Source organism: Gottfriedia acidiceleris (genome assembly GCF_002128425.1).
GTDB classification, from domain to species: domain Bacteria; phylum Bacillota; class Bacilli; order Bacillales; family Bacillaceae_G; genus Gottfriedia; species Gottfriedia acidiceleris.
This window is the reverse complement of sequence record NZ_NESS01000001.1, coordinates 653820-673370: the sequence shown is the minus strand read 5'-3', so window position 1 is coordinate 673370 and position 19551 is coordinate 653820. Positions and strand designations below refer to the sequence as shown.

The following is a 19551-nucleotide window of genomic DNA, read 5'->3' as shown; positions in this document are numbered from 1 at the left end:
AGGAATCGAACGTATGGCAACAAATTACAAGTATTCAAAAGAACTAATGATAATGGGGAGACCAACACTTCATGTAATTAAAACTAAAATAAGTAATATCTGTACTGAGACGATCTGTAGACCACTTGCAGACACTTCATACTTTGGAATAAACGGGGGCTTTTTTTCGAGTAGTAATTATAAAGATACACCTACTAGCTCTCGTTCAATTTGTGTGGATAGAACAGAGAATAATGTTAATTTAGTAGTAAAAGGGAAAAAAATTGCTAAGAATTATCATTACAATGGAACATCTTCAAATTCAATTTCTAGGAAAACAGCAGTGATTTATACTTCAGGCGGTAAGAAAAAAATGACTTATATGTATGCAAAACAAAGTAAAGATATTATCACAAAGTATCCAACATATTCACAAATTATTGGAGGAAATGATTATTCATTGGATGCATGGGGAGCAAAAGCATATCATGCACCTCTTTCGCGAACTGTATTAGCTTGGGATAATTCCAATGCTTATTTAATAGTTACTGATATTCCACAAACAATTCCAAGCTTAAAAAATTATATTAAACATTTAGGATTAAGTACAACTAACTCTATTGTTTTGGATGGATCAGGCTCTACATCTATGAAATGTAAAGAATTTACTAAAAACGGTGATAAGAGATATATTTTTAATATGATTAGGATAATAAATATGAATTAAAAATATCTATTACCTAGGATAGAATAAATTACTTATTTTAAATTTTTGTACTTTTTGTTTTCTAAAAAAGTCATTGTTAAAGCTCCTATGAAAGGAATAAATAGATATGGATTTATTAAATAATTAAATTCTGTTTTGACAATTATATTTAGAACTCTTGGCAAGAATAGTATAGGTAATATGAAAAGAGTAATAAATATTACTACATCAAACAAGTTACTTCTCATTTCAACAAACTTATTAATTATTAATTTAAGAAAATAAGATGCTACTTTAACTAATAAAGTATATGGAAATAATAAACAAGTTAAGTAAAAAGGAATTGTAATAATGCTATCGAAAACTGATAGATTTATTGTTTCGGGCTGATTTGTCTCTAGTTGGATCAAAATTGAAAAAGGAATAGCCATAGAGATTGAAGTTAATAGTAAATAAATGAAAATAAAGGATATAGATTTTATTTTGCTATTGTCCATAAATAATTCTTACCTTTCTTTTATTACAATAAATTGTTTATCAATGCCGATTAAATTTGTAATACTATCTGATCCGAGGAGTATTTTTATTATATTAGATTTAATAGTGGAAATTGTTTACTAAAGTTATATTTTTTGTGAAATAAAAATCGAAATAATAAAAAAGCTACGTCGAAAACTATTTGATAGTTTATGTGTAGCTTTTTTTATTTTATTTCTATTAATATAAAGATTCGTTAGTTAAATACACTTCAATTCAGTTATATTAAGAAAATCGCAACAACAGTAGTAACAACCAACCCAATCAAAACAGGCAACAAATTCCGCCTAGCCAACTCAAACGGACTAACATTACAAATCGCCGCAGCAGGAATCAACGCCCAAGGAATCAACGTTCCACCACCAACCCAAATCGCTGCAATCTGCCCCATAGCAGTTAATGTTGCAACCCCATGGCCAATCGCCGTAGCAAATAATGAAGCAACAGATCCAGCAAGTGAAATACCAGAGAATCCAGATCCATCTAAACCTGTAATCGCCCCAACGGTAGTTAAAGTTACTCCTGCAACCCCAGGATTTACAGGTACTGAATGTGCTAGAGCAAAACCTAAATCATTTACAATTCCATGTGATCCTTTTGGCAAGTAATCTCCAATAATTGCCGTAAATCCACTATCCCCAAGATAGAAGAAAGCAGCAATTGGTATAACCGGACCAAATACTCTAAACCCAAATTTGAATCCATGAATTAAATAATTTGTTACCTCTTCAAATCCTTTATTTTTATGCCCCAACATGGATAGAAATGAAAGGATGATTAATGCAGTACCCCCGATTAATGCTGTTGCATCTCCACCTTGTAAGTTGAAATGAACCATTGCCCAAATATCTACTGCAAATAAAATGAAAACAAGAGCGGCCATCCATTTTTGTTGAGTAGATGAAAGCAGATAATCCTCAGCTTTAGTCTCTTCTTCGGGTAGTTCAACTGTTAATAGACCTCTTTTCATATCTCGTTTTAAGAAATAAAAAGCAACTACAGTTGTCACGACACCCATTACGATTACAAGTGGAATACTTGCATGTAAAACATCTGAAACCGGTATACCAGCTGCGTCAGCTGTTAGTTTTGGAGCTCCTTGAATGACGTAATCACTTGAAAGAGCAATACCATGACCGAATAAGTTCATTGCCATCGCAACTCCGAGTGCCGGTAACCCAACCCTTAAAGCAACAGGAAGTAAAACCGCACCAATTAAAGCTACTGCAGGCGAAGGCCAGAAAAACCAAGATACAACCATCATGACAATACCAATCGTCCAATAGGCTAGTGTGGCGTTTCGCATCACCTTTGTGAACGGACTGATGAGTGCCTGATGCACTCCACTATCAGTTAAAGCTTTACTCATTGAAACGATAATCGAGATTACTAGAATTGTAGAAAGTAATTCGGTTATAGCGTAGATGAAACTTGAAAACAAAATACTTACTGAGCTAGAGAGTGACTCAGTCGCAACTAAGCCAAGAAGGAAAATTCCTGCGAGGCAGACTAGGCTTGTGTCACGTCTTAGAATTAAAAATAAAATAATTAAACCTATAAATGCTACATAAAGCCAATGTATGGCAGTTAAATCGACATGCATGGAAATAGCCCCCTTTCGTTACATATATTGGATAACAATATATGCATTCGCCTAGTTTAGGGTGATTGGTAAGATTTTACAGATAGACTTCTGAAAAATTGAAAGAAAATTACTTAATGACATAATAATCAGAATTGTGTATAATTTTAATAAAATAGAAATGGTTTCCACATTGTGGAAAAGTGTAGTTATTTAGTCGATGGGAGGGTTGAATGAATAATGATTAAGATCAAAAGTGTAAGTAAATCATTTGGACCTTTACAAGTATTAAAAGGAATTGATTTAACGATTAAAGAAAAAGAAGTGGTTGTTTTATTAGGAGCAAGTGGATCAGGAAAGAGTACCCTTTTAAGATGTTTAAACTTTTTAGAAATCAATGATTCGGGAGACATTTATTTTGATGGTGAATTGGTTCAACCTAGTAAAACAGATTTGAATAAGATTCGGTCAGAGGTTGGGATGGTTTTTCAACACTTCAATCTCTTCCCGCATAAAACGGTTTTAGAAAATATAATTGAAGCTCCTATTCATGTTAAAGGAATGAAAAAGAGTGAAGCAAAAGAGATTGCTTATGTTTTGCTGGAGAAGGTTGGACTGACAGATAAGGCTGAAGAATATCCAGATATGTTATCAGGAGGACAAAAACAAAGGGTTGCGATTGCGCGTGCACTTGCAATGAACCCGAGGGTAATGCTGTTTGATGAACCTACTTCAGCCTTAGATCCTGAACTGGTAGGAGAGGTTCTTCAAGTGATGAAACAGTTAGCAAGTGAAGGAATGACAATGGTCGTAGTTACGCATGAAATGGGCTTTGCTCGCAGTGTAGCTGATCGAGTTTTATTCATGGAAGAAGGTCTAATTTTAGAAGAGGCTACACCTAAACAGTTTTTTGAAAATCCACAAAATGAAAGAACAAAACAATTTCTTAATAGTATTTTATAATTTTAAAAATTATGGGAGGTATAAGAGATGAAAAAGAAATGGCATGGTATTTTATTATCTTCAATGATGGCAGGGGCAATGTTTCTAAGTGCATGTGGGGCAGATAAAACCGGAAATCAAGCTAGTTCAAAAGAATTTCATTACGCGATGAGTGGGTTATATAAACCATTTAACTTTAAAGAAGATGGCAAGCTTACTGGATTTGATGTTGAAATTGGTAAAGCACTTTCAGATAAAATGGGAATGAAAGCTGTACCAGTAACAAACCCATGGGAAACAATTGTACAAGGATTAATATCCAATAAGTATGATGCAATTTTGGGGAGTATGACGATCACGGATGAACGATTAAAAGTGGTTGATTTCAGTAACCCATATTATATTTCAGGTTCTCAGATTTTTGTCGCTGATAATAATAAGGAAATCAAATCTGCTGAGGATTTAAAAGGGAAGAAAATTGGCGTAGTAAAAGCAAGTCCATATAAAGATTTAGCGATTAAATATACTGGAAAAGAAAATGTAGTTGATTATGATAGTGACCTTACGGCTATTATGGATCTTCCAACTGGTAGACTAGATGCTGTCATTACGGATCAAATGGTTGGCTTTAGGGTAATTAAAGAAGGCAAGGCTAAGATTAAGGACGTAGGACAACCACTAACTCATGATAATCAAGCAATTGCTATAAGGAAAGATGATAAAGAACTTCAGAAGAAAGTTAACAAAGCTTTAGACGAAATTATTAAAGATGGAACTTACGAAAAAATTAGTGAAAAGTGGTTTGGCCGCAATATTCTTGAAGAAAAATAATAATAGAATGCTAGAGTAAACTATGAGCCTAAGATTTTTAGGACAAGATGAGAGGTGAGGTTCATCATGCATATCTTATTAAATACATTTCATGTATTTTTAGTAGCAACTTTATTAACATTAAAATTAACAATCGTCTCTACCATTTTGGGAAGTGGAATCGGACTTATATTTGCATTTTTCAGACTCTCACGGATTAAAGCACTTAATTATTTTGCTAATCTCTATATAACGGTCATTCGTGGGACACCGCTTATTGTTCAGATCGCAATATTATATTTTGGACTTTCTAATATTATTACATTTTCGCAGTTTTGGGCTGGTGCATTGGCGTTAGGTGTGCATAGTGGAGCATATATTGCTGAAATCTTTCGTGGATCGATTCAATCAATTGATAAAGGCCAATTGGAAGCTGCCCGTTCACTAGGAATGTCCCAACCTTTAGCAATGAGAAGAATCGTGCTACCTCAAGCATTTAAAATGGCGATTCCTGCTCTTGGTAATCAGTTTATCATCGGATTAAAAGATTCTTCACTTGTAGCATATGTTGGGATGCAGGATTTATGGGGAGCAGGACTAAGTGAGGCTGCCTCGAACTTTGAACAAATGAATACATATATAGTAGTAGGTTTATATTATCTTGCGCTTGTATTAATTATTTCTTATGGAGTGAAAAAGCTTGAAGATTCCTTGGATGTGAGTCGTCATAAAAAACGTAAAATGAGAAAAAATAAATCGAATGAATCATTGGAATCAATAAAGGTATAAAAATTGAAAAAATAGACAATAAACTTGTAAGATGTATTTAAAAAATTACTCTCACAATTATTCAAGTGCAAGTTCGAAATGGAATCAAAATGGGCTAAAGATGTTCCAGTCAATGAATCTTTTAAGCAACGTAACGTATACTACCAATTCGTAATGAGCGGGGAATCCCCTTAATGAGATAATTCCCTGACTTTTTGAACAGACACCATAAGATAAGAAGTGAAGAGTCATAGGAGTTATGAACATGGTCCAATCATTTGACCGAGCTATGCTTATTATTGACATTCTAAATTCGGATGAATCCAAAAGTGAATGGCAAATCACCGAATTATCGGAAGAAACATCTTTACCTCTTAGTACGCTTCATCGATTACTTAGCACATTAATCAAACACGGACTTGTTGTACAAATACCTGAAACAAAGCACTACAAATTGGGATATAAATGGATGGAACTTGGTCTCCGTCAATTGGATAAAATAGATTTCAGACTAGTTGCAAGACCAGTAATGGAGCGTTTGGCGAACCATTTAGAGGAAAGCATTTATTTAAATATAGCAAGCGGTATAGATGGGATTGTGATTGATAAAATTGACAGTCCTTTAAAAATTAGAATTGCTGAAAATCTAGGGATCAGAATTCCACTACATATTGGTGCTCCCAATAAAACGATTCTTGCTTATATGAAAGAGTACGAAATGGAACAAGTACTAAATCAGTTAAATCTTTCACCTGATTCAATGTCAAAGATCAAACAGCAACTAGTTGAAATCAGAAAAAATGGCTATGCAATCAGTCAAAGTGAAAAAACGGAGGATACGGCGGCTATTGCAGCTCCTATTACTGGATATAACAACAAAATACTTGCTGCTTTAAGCGTCAATGTGCCAGGATTTCGTTTTACCGAGGAACGTGTTCCATTATTAATAGAAGAAGTACTAAAAGCTGCAGAAGAAATATCAAAGAAAATAGGGAAAATATAGGTCGTTTATTTCTCTTATAGACGCACTCCACTAACATGGGATGCGTCTATTTTTTATAGGGATGTGGATTAATGAAGCTAATAATTTGTAGCTTCTTTTTTTGTGCTTTTTATAGGTATGAAATTGTTCTTGCACAAGATTCGGCCATCATAACAATATCAATTGGTCAATAAACTATTGGACTTAACTAATATTCAGGATTAGAAGTGAAATAATATTCTTTTCCTTTTACTACCTAGTCATAAAATCTCTTTAATTAGCGTAAAATTTAAAATAAAATTTCAAAATCTTTAATATAAAGTTTGAAACTTTGTTTATGTTAAAATATACTGAATATTAAGAAAAAATGTTTTTTTATGTGTTTAAAATTAGGACAAATACCCTCGAAATTCTTTCAGTGAAGAACAGAGATGGTTTTATAGTAGATTACTGTTCAGAGATTTTGTCTGAAATGAAGGTATTTGAAGTATGTACTTTTATTGTTAAAGAAGGGAGGAGCCGATCTGTTAAAAAAACTATCAATCTATCAGCACCGACAGTTGTAAGGATTTGATCTGTTTAAACAAGTAGTTACATTGAAAGGAGTTGTAAAGATGGCAAAGGGGAATAACAAATACTTATTAATTGCCGAGCAATTACTAGAGCATTTGGGAGGAGTGGATAATATAACGACATCCACTCATTGTATGACAAGACTACGTGTAGCGCCGAATGATCGATCTAAAGTTGACATAGAGGCGATTAAAAAGACAGAAGGGGTACTAGGAGTTGTTGAAGAAGAAACGATTCAAATTATACTTGGACCTGGCGCTGTTAATAAAGTTTCAGCAGAGTTTGATAAATTACTAGAAGCTGCTGATGATTTTGATCTGAAAGAAGTAGCTACCAAAAACAAATCAGAGATTGATCGAAAGAATGCAAAACCGTTTAAATTATTTTTACGTAGGATTGCAAGTATTTTCATTCCGTTGATTCCTGCCCTTGTAGCTTCAGGATTAATAACCGGTATAACAAAAGCAATTGTTCAGGCAGAATGGCTTGCAGCAGATTCAAAATTAGCTATTATTTTAACTGTTATCGGATCGGGTCTGTTTGCTTATCTTGGAATTTTAGTCGGAACAAATGCAGCAAAGGAATTTGGCGGATCACCTGCGCTTGGGGCATTGGCTGGTATTCTCGTCATTAACCCTGCAGTTGGAGATATCGCTTTGTTTGGACATAATCTTCTTCCTGGACGCGGAGGGTTAATTGGAGTTTTATTTGCAGCAATTTTCATCGCGATTGTTGAAAGGCAAGTAAGAAAATTTGTGCCGCAATCTCTTGATATCATTCTTACACCAACTATTGCGTTATTAATTACTGGTATTGTTACTTATATTGTGTTTATGCCTGTTGGCGGTTTTGTATCGGATGCGATCACAAAAGGCCTGTTGAATGTTCTTGATTATGGAGGAGTTGTAGCTGGATTCGTGCTTGGTGCAACATTCCTTCCACTAGTAGTTACTGGGCTTCATCAAGGTTTGACACCAGTTCATCTTGAATTAATTAACTCGATTGGGGATGACCCTTTACTTCCAATCCTTGCGATGGGTGGAGCAGGTCAAGTCGGAGCAGCGTTTGCAATTTACTTTAAAACGAAGAAAAAAAGTTTAAAACGTGCAATTGGTGGGGGATTACCATCAGGAATGCTTGGAATCGGTGAACCTTTAATCTTTGGTGTAACGCTCCCTCTAGGACGCCCATTCTTGACGGCATGTTTAGGTGCCGGAGTCGGAGGAGCATTTCAGGCTCATTACCATATCGCGACGATCGCAGTAGGTGTTTCAGGCCTTCCATTATCATTCTTAGTTCATACAAATCAGATTTTATTATACTTAACAGGAGTTATTATCTCTTATGTAGCTGGCTTTATTTTTACTTACTTATTCGGATTTAAAGATGAAATGGCTGTTGAATTCAAGTAATCGAACCTAACTGAAAAAGTATTAGTCGGAAGGTGCTTTGAGAAAACGATTTGTGGATTTATTGCACCTTCCGATATGATTTCTACACACGCTTTATGGGCAGGATATTTAACAAATAGACAATCAATTATACATAAGGGCATACAAGAGCTAATTGGGATTTAATCATGATTAGGGAGGAAAGAGATGCGTAGAAAGAAATGGGCAGCAGTAGCTTTAACAGCTGTACTTTCAGTTTCAACTTTAACACAATTCAAACCTGCTAAAGTGAAAGCGGAAACAAATGTGAAAGCGATCGTTGAAAGTATGACACTTGATGAAAAGGTAGGTCAAATGCTTATGCCAGATTTCCGTAACTGGCAAAAGCAAGGGGAATCGAAAGCAACAGGCTTTACTGTGATGAATGATGAAGTCGGTAGTATCATTCAGAAATATCATTTAGGTGGCGTCATTCTGTTTGCTGAAAATGTAGTGGAAACAGAGCAAACAGCTCGTTTGACAGATGGTCTACAAAAAGCAAGTCCTAAACTACCTCTACTCATTAGCATTGATCAGGAAGGTGGTATCGTAACGCGCCTTCAAACTGGGACAAACCTGCCGGGTAACATGGCACTTGGTGCAACTAGAAGTGAAAAGTACGCCTATCAGACTGGTAATATTATTGGAAAAGAATTATCATCACTTGGGATTAATGTAAACTTTGGACCATCACTGGATGTAAATAATAACCCTTTAAATCCTGTAATCGGTCTTCGTTCTTATAGCTCAAATCCTGAACTTGTTTCAAAGCTTGGTATCCAGACAATTAATGGAATACAAAGTGAGAATGTTGCAGCAACAGTAAAGCATTTCCCTGGTCATGGCGATACGGCTACTGATAGTCATTATGGTCTTCCGCTTGTTACACATGACAAGGAAAGATTACGTTCGGTTGAGCTAGCACCTTTCCAAAAAGCGATTGATAACGGTGTAGACATGATCATGACAGCACATGTTCAGTTCCCTGCCTTTGATGATACAAAGTATATCAGCAAATTAGATGGTCAAGAGATAATGGTTCCAGCCACTCTTTCCAAAAAAGTACTGACAGGTCTGCTTCGTGAGGAAATGGGTTTTAAAGGTGTCATCGTAACAGATGCACTGAATATGAAAGCAATCGCAGATAATTTTGGCCAAGAAGAAGCTGTTGTTTTAGCCTTAAAATCAGGGGTAGATATTGCCTTGATGCCTGCGCAAGTAAACTCGCTTGAGATGGAAAAAAATTTAGCATCTGTTTTTAACGCAGTAAAAAAAGCGATTGAAACGGGTGAACTCCCAATGGAGAGAGTAAATGCATCGGTACAAAGAATTCTTACTTTGAAAGAAAAACGCGGCATTCTAAATCCGAATACTGTTCCAATCGAAGAAAAAGTAGCAAATGCCCTAAAAGTAGTCGGTAATAAAGAGCATAAAAAGAAAGAAAAGAAAATGGCAGAGGATGCTGTTACTCTATTGAAAAACGAAAACAAAACACTGCCTTTTAAACCGAAAAAGGGTGACAAAGTTCTTGTACTAGCTCCTTATACTGATCAAATAGAAGCGATGACTAGAAGTATTAAAGAATTAAAAGGCAAAAAGAACGATGTTGAAGTTACCAGCTATGCTTTCTCAAGTAAGACATTCAACCAAGATGTGGTGGCCATGATTGATTCAGCGGACTATGTAATTACCGGTTCCTACGTATCGGTAAATAACCCAGCAGTAAACGATGGTGTGATTGATGACACCGTCCAAGACTCAAGCAAGTGGGCAACTGCTTTCCCAAGAGCGGTCATGAACTATGCTCAAGCTAAGCATAAAAAGTTTGTGCTAATGAGCATGAGAAATCCGTATGATGCTGCAAATTTTGAAGAAGCAAAAGCTGTACTTGCTATTTATGGATATAAAGGTTATTCAAATGGTGCATACAGACAACCAAATATTCAAGCCGGTATTAGAACAATCTTTGGTGAATCAAATCCACAAGGAAAATTACCTGTTGATATTCCATCTGTCACTCATCCAGGAGAAAATCTTTATTCGTTTGGCTACGGGCTCGATCTACGTTCAGGGAAGCAGCTAAAATGAGCCAGTATAAGAGGAGGGATAGATTGAAGCGAGTATTTTTGTCGATTATGATTCTAGTTCTTTCACTATGTATGTGGCCTAAAGTAAAAGATGTCTACGCAAATCATGAAAAAGAAAAGAAAAAAAATAAAGTAATTCCTGGGATTGAGGTCCTTTTAAATGACCAGAAAGAACTTTTAAAAGGAAAAAAAGTTGGCTTAATTACGAATCCTACAGGCATTGACTCAAACCTAAACAGTATTGTTGATTTGCTGCATGAGGATAAGGATATTGAACTAACAGCATTATTCGGTCCTGAGCATGGAGTTCGTGGTGATGCTCAGGCTGGGAGTACGATCGCATCTTATATTGACGAAAAAACCGGACTAACTGTTTACAGCCTCTATGGACAAACAAAAAAACCAACACCTGAAATGCTTAAAAATGTAGACGTACTTCTCTTTGATATCCAAGACGTGGGTACACGCTACTACACATATATCTACACAATGGCTTATGCAATGGAAGCGGCAAAAGAAAACAACATTCCAATAATAGTACTTGATCGTCCGAATCCACTAGGTGGACTTTTAGTTGACGGCCCTGTTCTTGAACCTGATTCCGCATCCTTTGTTGGGATGTACCCAATTCCAACAAAGCATGGAATGACAGTAGGAGAACTAGCTACATTCTTCAACAAAGAATTTAAAATTGGAGCAGATCTAAAAGTTGTCAAAATGAAAGGCTGGAAACGCTCCATGGATTACGATGAAACGGGACTACCATTTGTTTTACCTTCACCTAACATGCCAACTGTTTCAACAACGTTTATTTATCCAGCAACTGGTTTAATTGAAGGTACAAATTTATCAGAAGGACGCGGAACAACTAAGCCGTTTGAAACAATCGGCGCACCATTTATTAACAGTACAGATCTCGCAGCAAAATTGAATGCACTAAGCCTTCCAGGTGTGAAATTCAGAGCTGCATCCTTTATACCAACATTCTCAAAACATGCGAATATACTAAGCCATGGTGTTGAAATCTATGTCACAGACCGTGATAAATTTGAAGCAGTCCCAACAGGTCTACACATCATAAAAACGATTTATGATATGTACCCGAATGATTTTCAATTTCTATCAAACAACTATTTCGATAAATTAATCGGAAACGACTGGGTCAGACCAATGATTCTTGAAGGAGCTTCCGTTGCGGAAATCATGAATAAATACCAGAAGGATCTGGATGAATTTAAGAAAGTTCGAAAAAAGTATTTGATGTATAAGTAGTTTAGTAAAAAAGGATGAGATCAATTGATTTCATTCTTTTTTAGTTGCGATCATTATCGATTTTACATTCTTTAAAAAATAAAGAATTAACTGAAAAAAATATTGACGTGCCGATATTATGATGATAATATTTTTCTTCCAGTCAAAAAGTTAGGAGGCGAAATATGATTACAGTAAGTGGTTTAAGTAAATCTTTCAAAGTTGCCAAACGTTCATCTGGAGTGAAGCAGGCAGTGAAGGGGCTTTTTTATCGAGAGCATTCGATTGTTGAAGCGTTAAATGATATTTCCTTTTCCATTCAACCGGGGGAAATCGTAGGTTATATTGGTCCGAATGGCGCAGGGAAGTCAACGACGATAAAAATCATGAGCGGAATATTGGTCCCAGATCGAGGAACGTGCAACATAATGGGATACACTCCATGGAAGGAAAGAGCTTCCTATGTTAAACATATTGGTGTTGTTTTTGGGCAACGTTCTCAATTGTGGTGGGATGTTCCCGTTATAGACTCGTTTGAGCTTCTTCGTGATATTTATAAAATTCCTCAAAACGAATATCAAGATATTCTTGACCTACTTGTTAAAACACTCGATTTACAAAGTCTTATTCATTCACCTGTACGACAATTAAGCTTAGGACAAAGGATGCGTTGTGAAATTGCTGCTTCATTATTACATAGTCCTAAAATTTTATTTTTGGATGAACCTACTATTGGGCTTGATGCATTTTCAAAAATAGCCGTACGTGAGTTCATTAAAACAATTAATAAAGAAAAGGGCGTTACCGTCATTCTTACGACGCATGATATGAATGATATTGAAGCTTTAGCAAATCGGGTCATTTTAATTGGTAAAGGAAGTTTATTGTTCGATGGTAACTTGAGTGAATTACGAAAACAATTTGGAACGCATAAAACGATTACTGTAGATTATCTGGAGGATCATAATCCATTTGAAATTCCTGGAACTACAATGATTTCATGGGCACCTGAACGGGCAATTTTAAGTTTAGATACTGAACAAGTTAAAATATCTGACGTGATTTCCAGTTTATCCAGTAAGGTTGATCTACTTGATGTGACGATTGAGGCTCAACCGATTGAAGAAATTATTGTTGGTTTGTATAAGGAGTTTCAAATATGAGGCCATATGTATCTGTCTTAAAACTACGTTTAATGAACGGAATGCAATATCGTGCAGCAGCATTGGCAGGGGTAGCGACACAATTTTTCTGGGGATTTATGTACATCATGATCTTTGAAGCTTTTTACAGTCAAACAGTACAATCTCAACCTCTTTCCTTAAAAGAAATCATTACATACTTATGGTTACAACAATCTTTCTTAGCTTTTATCATGCTATGGTTTCGAGATAACGAACTTTTCGATTTAATTACAACTGGAAATATCGCTTATGAACTTTGTAGACCATGCGAAATCTATGGATTTTGGTATGCTAAACTTTTAGCCCAACGTTTATCGAGTGCAATTCTACGGTGTTTCCCGATCCTACTTGTTGCATTCTTATTACCTCAACCTTATAAAATGACGTTACCACCAAGTGTCTTAACCTTTGTGTTATTTTTATTTGCCCTTATTTTTGGCTTACTTCTTCTTGTTTCGATTTCTATGTTCATTTATATTTCAGTCTTTGTGACAATGTCTCCTATAGGCTCCTTGCTACTGTTTGGGGTAATTGGTGAATTTTTTTCTGGATTAACAATTCCAATTCCTTTAATGCCAGCGTGGCTTCAAACTTTTGCTAATTTCCTGCCATTTAGATGGACAGCTGATTTTCCGTTTCGAGTGTACTCTGGTAATATACCTCAAAATGAAGCTTTAATCGGGATTGTCATACAAATTTTTTGGTTAGTTTTACTAGTTTGGCTAGGAAGAATCGCTTTCACTAAAGCCTTACGCAGAGTCGTGGTCCAAGGAGGTTGACCTAGTATGGGACTATATTTTAAATATCTTCAGATACTCTTTAAATCACAAATGGAATACCGCACTTCCTTTTGGCTTTTAACAGCCGGACAGTTTTTAATTCCTTTCTCGATGTTTGCAGGTCTTTACTTTTTATTTGAACGGTTTGGTCAAATAAAAGGATGGACTTTTTATGAAGTTGCGCTTTGTTTTGCGATTATCCATATGGCCTTTGCCTTAAGTGAATGTTTTGCTCGTGGATTTGATTCTTTCTCAAGTCTTGTCGTTAACGGTAGTTTTGACCGAGTACTTGTTCGTCCAAGAAGTACGATTGTTCAAGTTTTAGGTTCCAAATTTGAGTTTACTAGAATTGGAAGATTGGTTCAGAGCTTAATTGTTTTGATATGGGCGATCAGTAGTCTTTCGATTGATTGGAGCAGTATGAAAGTGATTACGATAATATTGATGATCATCAGCGGGGTCTTTATTTTTACCGGAATCTTTATCCTTGCTGCAACGATGTGCTTTTGGACAATTCAAGGTCTTGAGGTGGTTAACATTTTCACAGATGGCGGAAGAGAGATGGCGCAATATCCATTAAATATTTATCAGAAATGGGTAACAAAATTTTTTACATTTGTTATTCCGTTTGGGTGTGTTAATTACTTACCATTAATGTATTTGCTAGATAAAACGGAGGGGAATGCATATTTATATATGTTAGCTCCTTTAGCGGGAATCATTTTTATCATACCTTGTTTAGTAGTATGGGAAATTGGTGTGAGACATTATCGATCTACTGGATCGTGAAAATTGAGAGACGTAATCCAGTTATGGGGATTGCGTTTTTTAATGGAAGAAATAATGTAAGTAATTTGGTATAACCTTTTGAAAGTAAACACGTGATATTTAAAAAGTTCCCAATATCTCCTTACTTTTGCATAGATCTTTAATTCTAATTTGTTAAAATATAAAAAAATCAAGAAGAAAGGAGGAGCATTATGGGATTAAAACGAAAAAATAAAAGAAAATCCACTCAGCTACACACAAAAGTATTAGATTTTGGAATAGCTAAGACGTTAGCTAAAATTGATAATGCAATTCGAATTTTAGATAAAAGTGGGAAATAGTATCATTGTAACTATAGTTGTTTAATGCACGGTGCTAATAATAAATATATTATGAATTAAAAAGGAAACTAGAAAACAATGAAAAAACAAATTAAAGTAGTTGGAGCTGTCATTCGAAATAATCAAAACCAAATATTATGTGCCTTACGTTCACCAGAAATGAGCATGGCGAATTACTGGGAATTTCCTGGTGGGAAAATCGAAAAGGATGAAAGACCTGAAGAGGCATTAGTCCGTGAAATACGAGAAGAAATAGGCTGTGAAATATCTGTTTCTAAGTTAGTTGAGGACATCATTCATGAGTACCCTGAAATAATTGTAAATTTAATAACGTACGAGGCAAAGATTAAGAGTGGTACACCAGTCGCGAATGAACATGCGGAGTTAGAATGGAAAAAGATTACTGATTTAAAAGAACTTGAGTGGGCTCCAGCTGACCTTCCTACGGTTGAAAAATTGATTTTATAATATATCAATTACCAGTATAAAGGTCATTGCTGATATTAACGATAAAACTAAGTAATTTAGAATGATATCGAATAAATGATAAAAGAAATATTTCTTAGTCAATTTGAATTTTTTTCCATATCCAATATAATAATAAATAAGCAACTAATGTGTACATACTAGATGAGTTAAGGAAAATTTTTGTAAAACATAGGAGGGAAATATGGGAAGATTAATTCATTTTGAAATTCATGTTGATAACATGGAACGTGCAAAGAAGTTTTATGGAGAGGTATTTGGTTGGACGTTTCAAGATTGGAGTGAATATGCAGGAATGCCATACTTTGGTGCAGTGACAGGCAATGAGGACGAAATGGGAATTAATGGGGCCTTAATGCAGCGCCAAAGTGCTCCTCCTGAAGCAAACCAACCATTAAATGGATATGCATGTACCATGGGAGTAGAAAATTACGACGTTACGGAAGCTAAAATTGTTGAAAATGGTGGCAAAGTAGCAATGCCTAAATATGCACTGCCTGGAATGGCATGGCAAGGTTACTTCATTGACACTGAAGGTAATATTTTTGGAATTCATCAACCGGATGCTAATGCAAAGTAATTATTTATGGGTTTGATGAATAATTCGAGAGTTTGATTTGTCATTGATAGATGGGGGAACCCCTTTTTTCTTGTGTGACATTGTTAAGAACGAAAACGAAATTGTGTATAAATATTTATAGAAAAAGAGAACAATTTAAAGTTGTTTTCTTTTTTTTGCGTACCTGCATGCTTTAAAAGAAGTTGTGTGGGCTCTAGAGGATCTTCCAACTGTTGAAAGATTAATTACAAAATTTAGTTATCTTATATACTTATAGAAACAAAAGTCAACTGTCTACAGTCTGAAGTGTACAGAGAAATCTGTACACTTTTTCGTTAAGGAAATAATTTATAATAAAGTAAAAAATTCACAAAATGTACAAACTTTAATTATTAATATAAAATGTTTTAGGGGTATTTAGTATTTTTAGAATTTTTATTTAATTGATTAGGGTGGGCTATATTTTGTTTAACACATATAACTGGGTAAAAGAAATTGTAATAGCAATTAACTCCTTAAATGGAGAAGGTACATTGGAAGAAATTTATGAACAAGTAAAAAAAAATAAGAACATTAAGATTGAAAATTATACAGACTGGAAAGCGCAAATAAGAAAGAATATATATTTACACTCAAGTGATTGTGATATTTTTAAAGGAAGACCAGGAGATAAAAAAGATATTTTTTACTCAATTGATGGAAAAGGAACGGGAAAATGGGGACTAAGAAAAACAACTATAGATTCAACTGTGATATTGCCATTTTCTCTAAATAAATATTATAAGAGGTCTGAAATACATGACAGTTATGGTGGAAATAGGCAACGCGGTATTTCTCCATCTAGGAAGTATCCAGTGATACTAATCTTTTCAGGAAAAAGAGGGAATGAGTATGGATATAAAGATGGTTGGCAAAACGATTCTATTTTCCTTTATACTGGTGAGGGTCAAACAGGGCCACAGGAATTTAAAGAAGGTAATTTAGCACTGAAAGATCATATAAAGAATGGTAAAGATGTATATTTATTTGAAAAAAATGAAAACAATGGAATGTATCAATATAAAGGACAGCTTGAATTATTGGGATTTCATTATAAAGATGCACCAGATAAAAATGGAGTTACCCGAAAAGTCATTGTTTTTGAATTTGAACTAATAGATAGTATAATATACGATGCTGATGAAAATGATGAAATTTTAAAATTAAATAACTTAATTGAATTAAGAAACTTAGCAATTCAATCGGAATCTAAAGAGGAAGTATCGGACATAAAAGAAAGAAAACAAATAATAAGAAAGAGAGCTGCAGCTATTAAAAAGTATGCTCTAGTAAGAGCTAAAGGTAAATGTGAGGCTTGTGAACAAATAGCCCCATTCAATAATGCAGAAGGTCAGCCCTTCTTAGAAGTACATCATTTACTTCGTTTATCTGATGGTGGCGCAGATCATCCAGATAATGTAGCTGCTATATGTCCAAATTGTCATCGAAGAGCTCATTATAGTAACGATGCTTTTACATTTAACAATTCGATTATAGATAAAATTAAAATAAAAGAGGATTCGATACTAGATATTTAATTGGACTATATTTATATGAACCAGAGTAATCACTCAGAATGAAAGATAGCTAGTTCTATAGGAGAACAACAAAATATACTAATTAAGAAATGTGTACAGACAAATTTGTACACATTTTTTTATGTTTTATCCATTTACGTCAAAAAGGAGAACTGCTAATGCCAAACAAACCAATGATCGAACTAGAACAACTCAAAAGTTATGAAATCCAAAATAGTAGGACGAAAAAATCTTTGTAAAGATGAGTGTGTAGGTCACCGTGTTATTTTTGCATTAGAGCTATCCTGTTATTATAATTTGAATAACTTATTAAAAAAGCCTCCATCTTTTCTTTAGATGGAGGGCTAATTTTTTTGATAATCTTACTAACCTTCACTTTAAGAACCAATTGCTAATAACTTCTTATTAGCAACTTCGATCAAGTACAATCTAAGTTAAATATCCCCTAAAACTATCAATTACTCTTATCAAGAATCAGCGTAACCGGTTGAGAAGGAACAGTTTCTCCTCATTCATTCGCAACTGTTGCAGTCAGAATATTATCTCCATCTACAAGTGTAATGTTAACTGTGAATGTTCCTTCCTCATTTGTCTAAACAGACGCAACTTCTTTCCCGTTGTAATCAATAAGAATATTGACACCCGGGACAGATTGGCCTTGTACGGTTACATTTGCATTGTGCGTATATGCTCCATTCGTCGGAGAAGTAATAACTGGTGCCGACGTTTCATAATCGACAACCGCTCTAACCATATAGTGCCTTTGAGTCTCTGGAGATTTCTTCCACACACCATCGACTACTTGCCAGATTCGACGCTCGGGATGGTTATGGAAACGAAACGGAAGAAATTGCAAAAAGTAAACTTTTCATCAACGTAAAGAAAATAACTTAATAAAGGTGGCTACCGATTTTATCGGCAGCCTTTTGTGTGACTGGCAATCGCATGTTTAAGTTGAGGGTCGTCTAGTAGTGGACTAGGGGATATAAAGTAAGTAGCTTTTTTATATAGTAGATTCAATTTTTTTCCATATCTTAGAAAGAGATGACGGAGACCCCTATTTAAATACCCATTCAATTTTCTTTACACCAAATAAGATATAGTATAGTTAGGAAAGAGATTTTAAGGAGTGACTTATATGAACGATTCAAAATACCAATACATAAAAAAGCAACTAGCAAAAACAAACAAAAAAAACGATGAAAATTACGTAGTTACTCGTTTATGGCACTTGATAAACAATTTTGATGTAAAAATGGTAACGCAACAATATATCTGGAGAAATGAATCATATGCTAAAAGTAAATATGCTTTAGCAGATATATATTTTCCTCAATTTAAATTAATTGTGGAAATTGATGAATTACATCATGAAAATGCATTAAACATTAAATTGGATCAGACAAGAGAAAAAGATATTATTAATGCAACGGGATTCACAATTAAAAGGGTAAAAATGAAAGATGGAATTGATAAATTACATGAAGATATTGATGCGATAGTTAAGGAAATTAATCTTATGATTTCTTCTCTTCAAGAGAAGTTTGTGCCTTGGGATTTGGAGAAAGAGATGAATCCAAATACATATATTAAAAGAGGGTACATAGATGCAGATGATGAAACAGCATTTAGAAGAATAGTTGATTGCTGTAATTGTTTCGGATCAGGTTATAAAGGTCTTCAAGGCAGTGGAGCGGCACATAAGTTTGAGAATGATATTGATATTAAAGGTCTAAAGTTTGTACCAAATATCGATTGGGATAATAGATTATCTGAAGATGAAAGTTATTTTATTGAAAGAAATAAAAGTAATGAAGAAAACAAGAGTTATCAGTTTAAACGACTAAGTAAATGGAATCAAGAGCATGCTTTGTTTGCAAAAGCTACAGATAATTTAGGCATTATTTTGTATCGATTTAAAGGAAGATATAGAGTAAATAAGGAAAAAAGTATTAAAAATAATTGTGTGTATTGGGAGAGAATCTCAAAGGTTATGGCAACTTATTATCCAGAAAGTGATGAGGGGAAACAAGAAGCGATTCTTTATCTCTATAATAAAGAAGGAATCTTATTGGCTAAATTTTATGAGACTGAAGAGTTTAACTTATTTTTGAATAAGAAAGGGATAAAAATGGCTGATTTAAATATTTTGAATGAGGTTAAAGGTAGAAAAGATTATATTTTAAATGAAACTTTATAGCAGTTCTGAA

At 34.5% G+C, this 19551-nt stretch carries 18 protein-coding genes; 16 read left to right on the top strand and 2 right to left on the bottom strand.

What is annotated here, in order from left to right:
* Positions 1-13: 13 nt before the first annotated feature.
* A complete protein-coding gene (locus B6K90_RS03575; RefSeq protein WP_088011269.1) occupies positions 14-706 on the top strand; it encodes a phosphodiester glycosidase family protein in 693 nt (230 codons plus the stop codon).
* A gap of 736 nt (positions 707-1442) precedes the next feature.
* Here the strand turns inward: B6K90_RS03575 and B6K90_RS03565 are convergent.
* Positions 1443-2825, bottom strand: coding sequence for a hypothetical protein (locus B6K90_RS03565; RefSeq protein WP_088011264.1), 1383 nt, complete (start codon positions 2823-2825; stop codon positions 1443-1445).
* Positions 2826-3044: 219 nt separating this feature from the next.
* Between B6K90_RS03565 and B6K90_RS03560 the strand changes: the two genes are divergently transcribed.
* From B6K90_RS03560 to B6K90_RS03500, 14 genes are all read left to right on the top strand, one after another.
* On the top strand, positions 3045-3767 hold the full coding sequence (locus tag B6K90_RS03560; RefSeq protein ID WP_088011262.1) for an amino acid ABC transporter ATP-binding protein: 723 nt from the start codon (positions 3045-3047) through the stop codon (positions 3765-3767).
* 27 nt (positions 3768-3794) lie between these two features.
* Positions 3795-4577 (top strand): ABC transporter substrate-binding protein, encoded by a 783-nt coding sequence (locus B6K90_RS03555; protein ID WP_088011260.1) that lies wholly within the window; start codon positions 3795-3797, stop codon positions 4575-4577.
* Positions 4578-4643: 66 nt separating this feature from the next.
* Entirely contained in the window at positions 4644-5345 is a 702-nt protein-coding gene (locus tag B6K90_RS03550; RefSeq protein ID WP_088011258.1) for an amino acid ABC transporter permease, read from the top strand.
* A 244-nt stretch (positions 5346-5589) separates the two neighbouring features.
* The gene (locus B6K90_RS03545; protein WP_088011256.1) at positions 5590-6327 is read left to right on the top strand and encodes an IclR family transcriptional regulator; all 738 of its coding nucleotides are present in this window, start codon (positions 5590-5592) and stop codon (positions 6325-6327) included.
* A gap of 593 nt (positions 6328-6920) precedes the next feature.
* Complete coding sequence (locus tag B6K90_RS03540) at positions 6921-8291, top strand: PTS transporter subunit EIIC (protein ID WP_088011254.1); 1371 nt, start codon at positions 6921-6923, stop codon at positions 8289-8291.
* 186 nt (positions 8292-8477) lie between these two features.
* A complete protein-coding gene (locus B6K90_RS03535) occupies positions 8478-10397 on the top strand; it encodes a glycoside hydrolase family 3 protein (protein WP_088011253.1) in 1920 nt (639 codons plus the stop codon).
* 71 nt (positions 10398-10468) lie between these two features.
* Entirely contained in the window at positions 10469-11668 is a 1200-nt protein-coding gene (locus B6K90_RS03530; RefSeq protein WP_235821701.1) for an exo-beta-N-acetylmuramidase NamZ family protein, read from the top strand.
* Positions 11669-11832: 164 nt separating this feature from the next.
* Complete coding sequence (locus tag B6K90_RS03525) at positions 11833-12810, top strand: ABC transporter ATP-binding protein (RefSeq protein WP_088011251.1); 978 nt, start codon at positions 11833-11835, stop codon at positions 12808-12810.
* Positions 12807-13610, top strand: coding sequence for an ABC transporter permease (locus tag B6K90_RS03520; RefSeq protein WP_088011249.1), 804 nt, complete (start codon positions 12807-12809; stop codon positions 13608-13610). Before B6K90_RS03525 ends, B6K90_RS03520 begins: the two co-directional genes overlap by 4 nt.
* Before the next feature lie 6 nt (positions 13611-13616).
* Positions 13617-14399, top strand: coding sequence for an ABC transporter permease (locus tag B6K90_RS03515; RefSeq protein ID WP_088011248.1), 783 nt, complete (start codon positions 13617-13619; stop codon positions 14397-14399).
* Positions 14400-14590: 191 nt separating this feature from the next.
* A complete protein-coding gene (locus tag B6K90_RS24315) occupies positions 14591-14719 on the top strand; it encodes a hypothetical protein (protein WP_268875888.1) in 129 nt (42 codons plus the stop codon).
* Positions 14720-14797: 78 nt separating this feature from the next.
* Positions 14798-15187: an 8-oxo-dGTP diphosphatase MutT gene (gene mutT, locus B6K90_RS03510; protein WP_088011247.1), complete on the top strand. Its 390-nt coding sequence runs from the start codon at positions 14798-14800 to the stop codon at positions 15185-15187.
* 202 nt (positions 15188-15389) lie between these two features.
* Complete coding sequence (locus B6K90_RS03505; RefSeq protein WP_088011245.1) at positions 15390-15785, top strand: VOC family protein; 396 nt, start codon at positions 15390-15392, stop codon at positions 15783-15785.
* A 443-nt stretch (positions 15786-16228) separates the two neighbouring features.
* On the top strand, positions 16229-17341 hold the full coding sequence (locus tag B6K90_RS03500) for an HNH endonuclease (protein ID WP_088011243.1): 1113 nt from the start codon (positions 16229-16231) through the stop codon (positions 17339-17341).
* Between the two features lie 592 nt (positions 17342-17933).
* On the opposite strand, the gene B6K90_RS03495 is transcribed toward B6K90_RS03500, so the two are convergent.
* Positions 17934-18197 (bottom strand): hypothetical protein, encoded by a 264-nt coding sequence (locus B6K90_RS03495; protein ID WP_088011241.1) that lies wholly within the window; start codon positions 18195-18197, stop codon positions 17934-17936.
* A 282-nt stretch (positions 18198-18479) separates the two neighbouring features.
* Between B6K90_RS03495 and B6K90_RS03490 the strand changes: the two genes are divergently transcribed.
* On the top strand, positions 18480-19541 hold the full coding sequence (locus B6K90_RS03490) for an AbaSI family restriction endonuclease (protein WP_139840670.1): 1062 nt from the start codon (positions 18480-18482) through the stop codon (positions 19539-19541).
* Positions 19542-19551: the final 10 nt, after the last annotated feature.

What these genes read in the sequence shown, in the direction of transcription:
- B6K90_RS03535 (WP_088011253.1), top strand. Translation starts at nt 8,478, where the DNA reads ATGCGTAGAAAGAAATGGGCAGCAGTAGCTTTAACAGCTGTACTTTCA.
- mutT (WP_088011247.1), top strand. Translation starts at nt 14,798, where the DNA reads ATGAAAAAACAAATTAAAGTAGTTGGAGCTGTCATTCGAAATAATCAA.
- B6K90_RS03505 (WP_088011245.1), top strand. Translation starts at nt 15,390, where the DNA reads ATGGGAAGATTAATTCATTTTGAAATTCATGTTGATAACATGGAACGT.
- B6K90_RS03515 (WP_088011248.1), top strand. Translation starts at nt 13,617, where the DNA reads ATGGGACTATATTTTAAATATCTTCAGATACTCTTTAAATCACAAATG.
- B6K90_RS03575 (WP_088011269.1), top strand. Translation starts at nt 14, where the DNA reads ATGGCAACAAATTACAAGTATTCAAAAGAACTAATGATAATGGGGAGA.
- B6K90_RS03560 (WP_088011262.1), top strand. Translation starts at nt 3,045, where the DNA reads ATGATTAAGATCAAAAGTGTAAGTAAATCATTTGGACCTTTACAAGTA.
- B6K90_RS03530 (WP_235821701.1), top strand. Translation starts at nt 10,469, where the DNA reads ATGTGGCCTAAAGTAAAAGATGTCTACGCAAATCATGAAAAAGAAAAG.
- B6K90_RS24315 (WP_268875888.1), top strand. Translation starts at nt 14,591, where the DNA reads ATGGGATTAAAACGAAAAAATAAAAGAAAATCCACTCAGCTACACACA.
- B6K90_RS03565 (WP_088011264.1), bottom strand. Translation starts at nt 2,825, where the DNA reads ATGCATGTCGATTTAACTGCCATACATTGGCTTTATGTAGCATTTATA.
- B6K90_RS03545 (WP_088011256.1), top strand. Translation starts at nt 5,590, where the DNA reads ATGGTCCAATCATTTGACCGAGCTATGCTTATTATTGACATTCTAAAT.
- B6K90_RS03490 (WP_139840670.1), top strand. Translation starts at nt 18,480, where the DNA reads ATGAACGATTCAAAATACCAATACATAAAAAAGCAACTAGCAAAAACA.
- B6K90_RS03520 (WP_088011249.1), top strand. Translation starts at nt 12,807, where the DNA reads ATGAGGCCATATGTATCTGTCTTAAAACTACGTTTAATGAACGGAATG.
- B6K90_RS03540 (WP_088011254.1), top strand. Translation starts at nt 6,921, where the DNA reads ATGGCAAAGGGGAATAACAAATACTTATTAATTGCCGAGCAATTACTA.
- B6K90_RS03550 (WP_088011258.1), top strand. Translation starts at nt 4,644, where the DNA reads ATGCATATCTTATTAAATACATTTCATGTATTTTTAGTAGCAACTTTA.
- B6K90_RS03525 (WP_088011251.1), top strand. Translation starts at nt 11,833, where the DNA reads ATGATTACAGTAAGTGGTTTAAGTAAATCTTTCAAAGTTGCCAAACGT.
- B6K90_RS03555 (WP_088011260.1), top strand. Translation starts at nt 3,795, where the DNA reads ATGAAAAAGAAATGGCATGGTATTTTATTATCTTCAATGATGGCAGGG.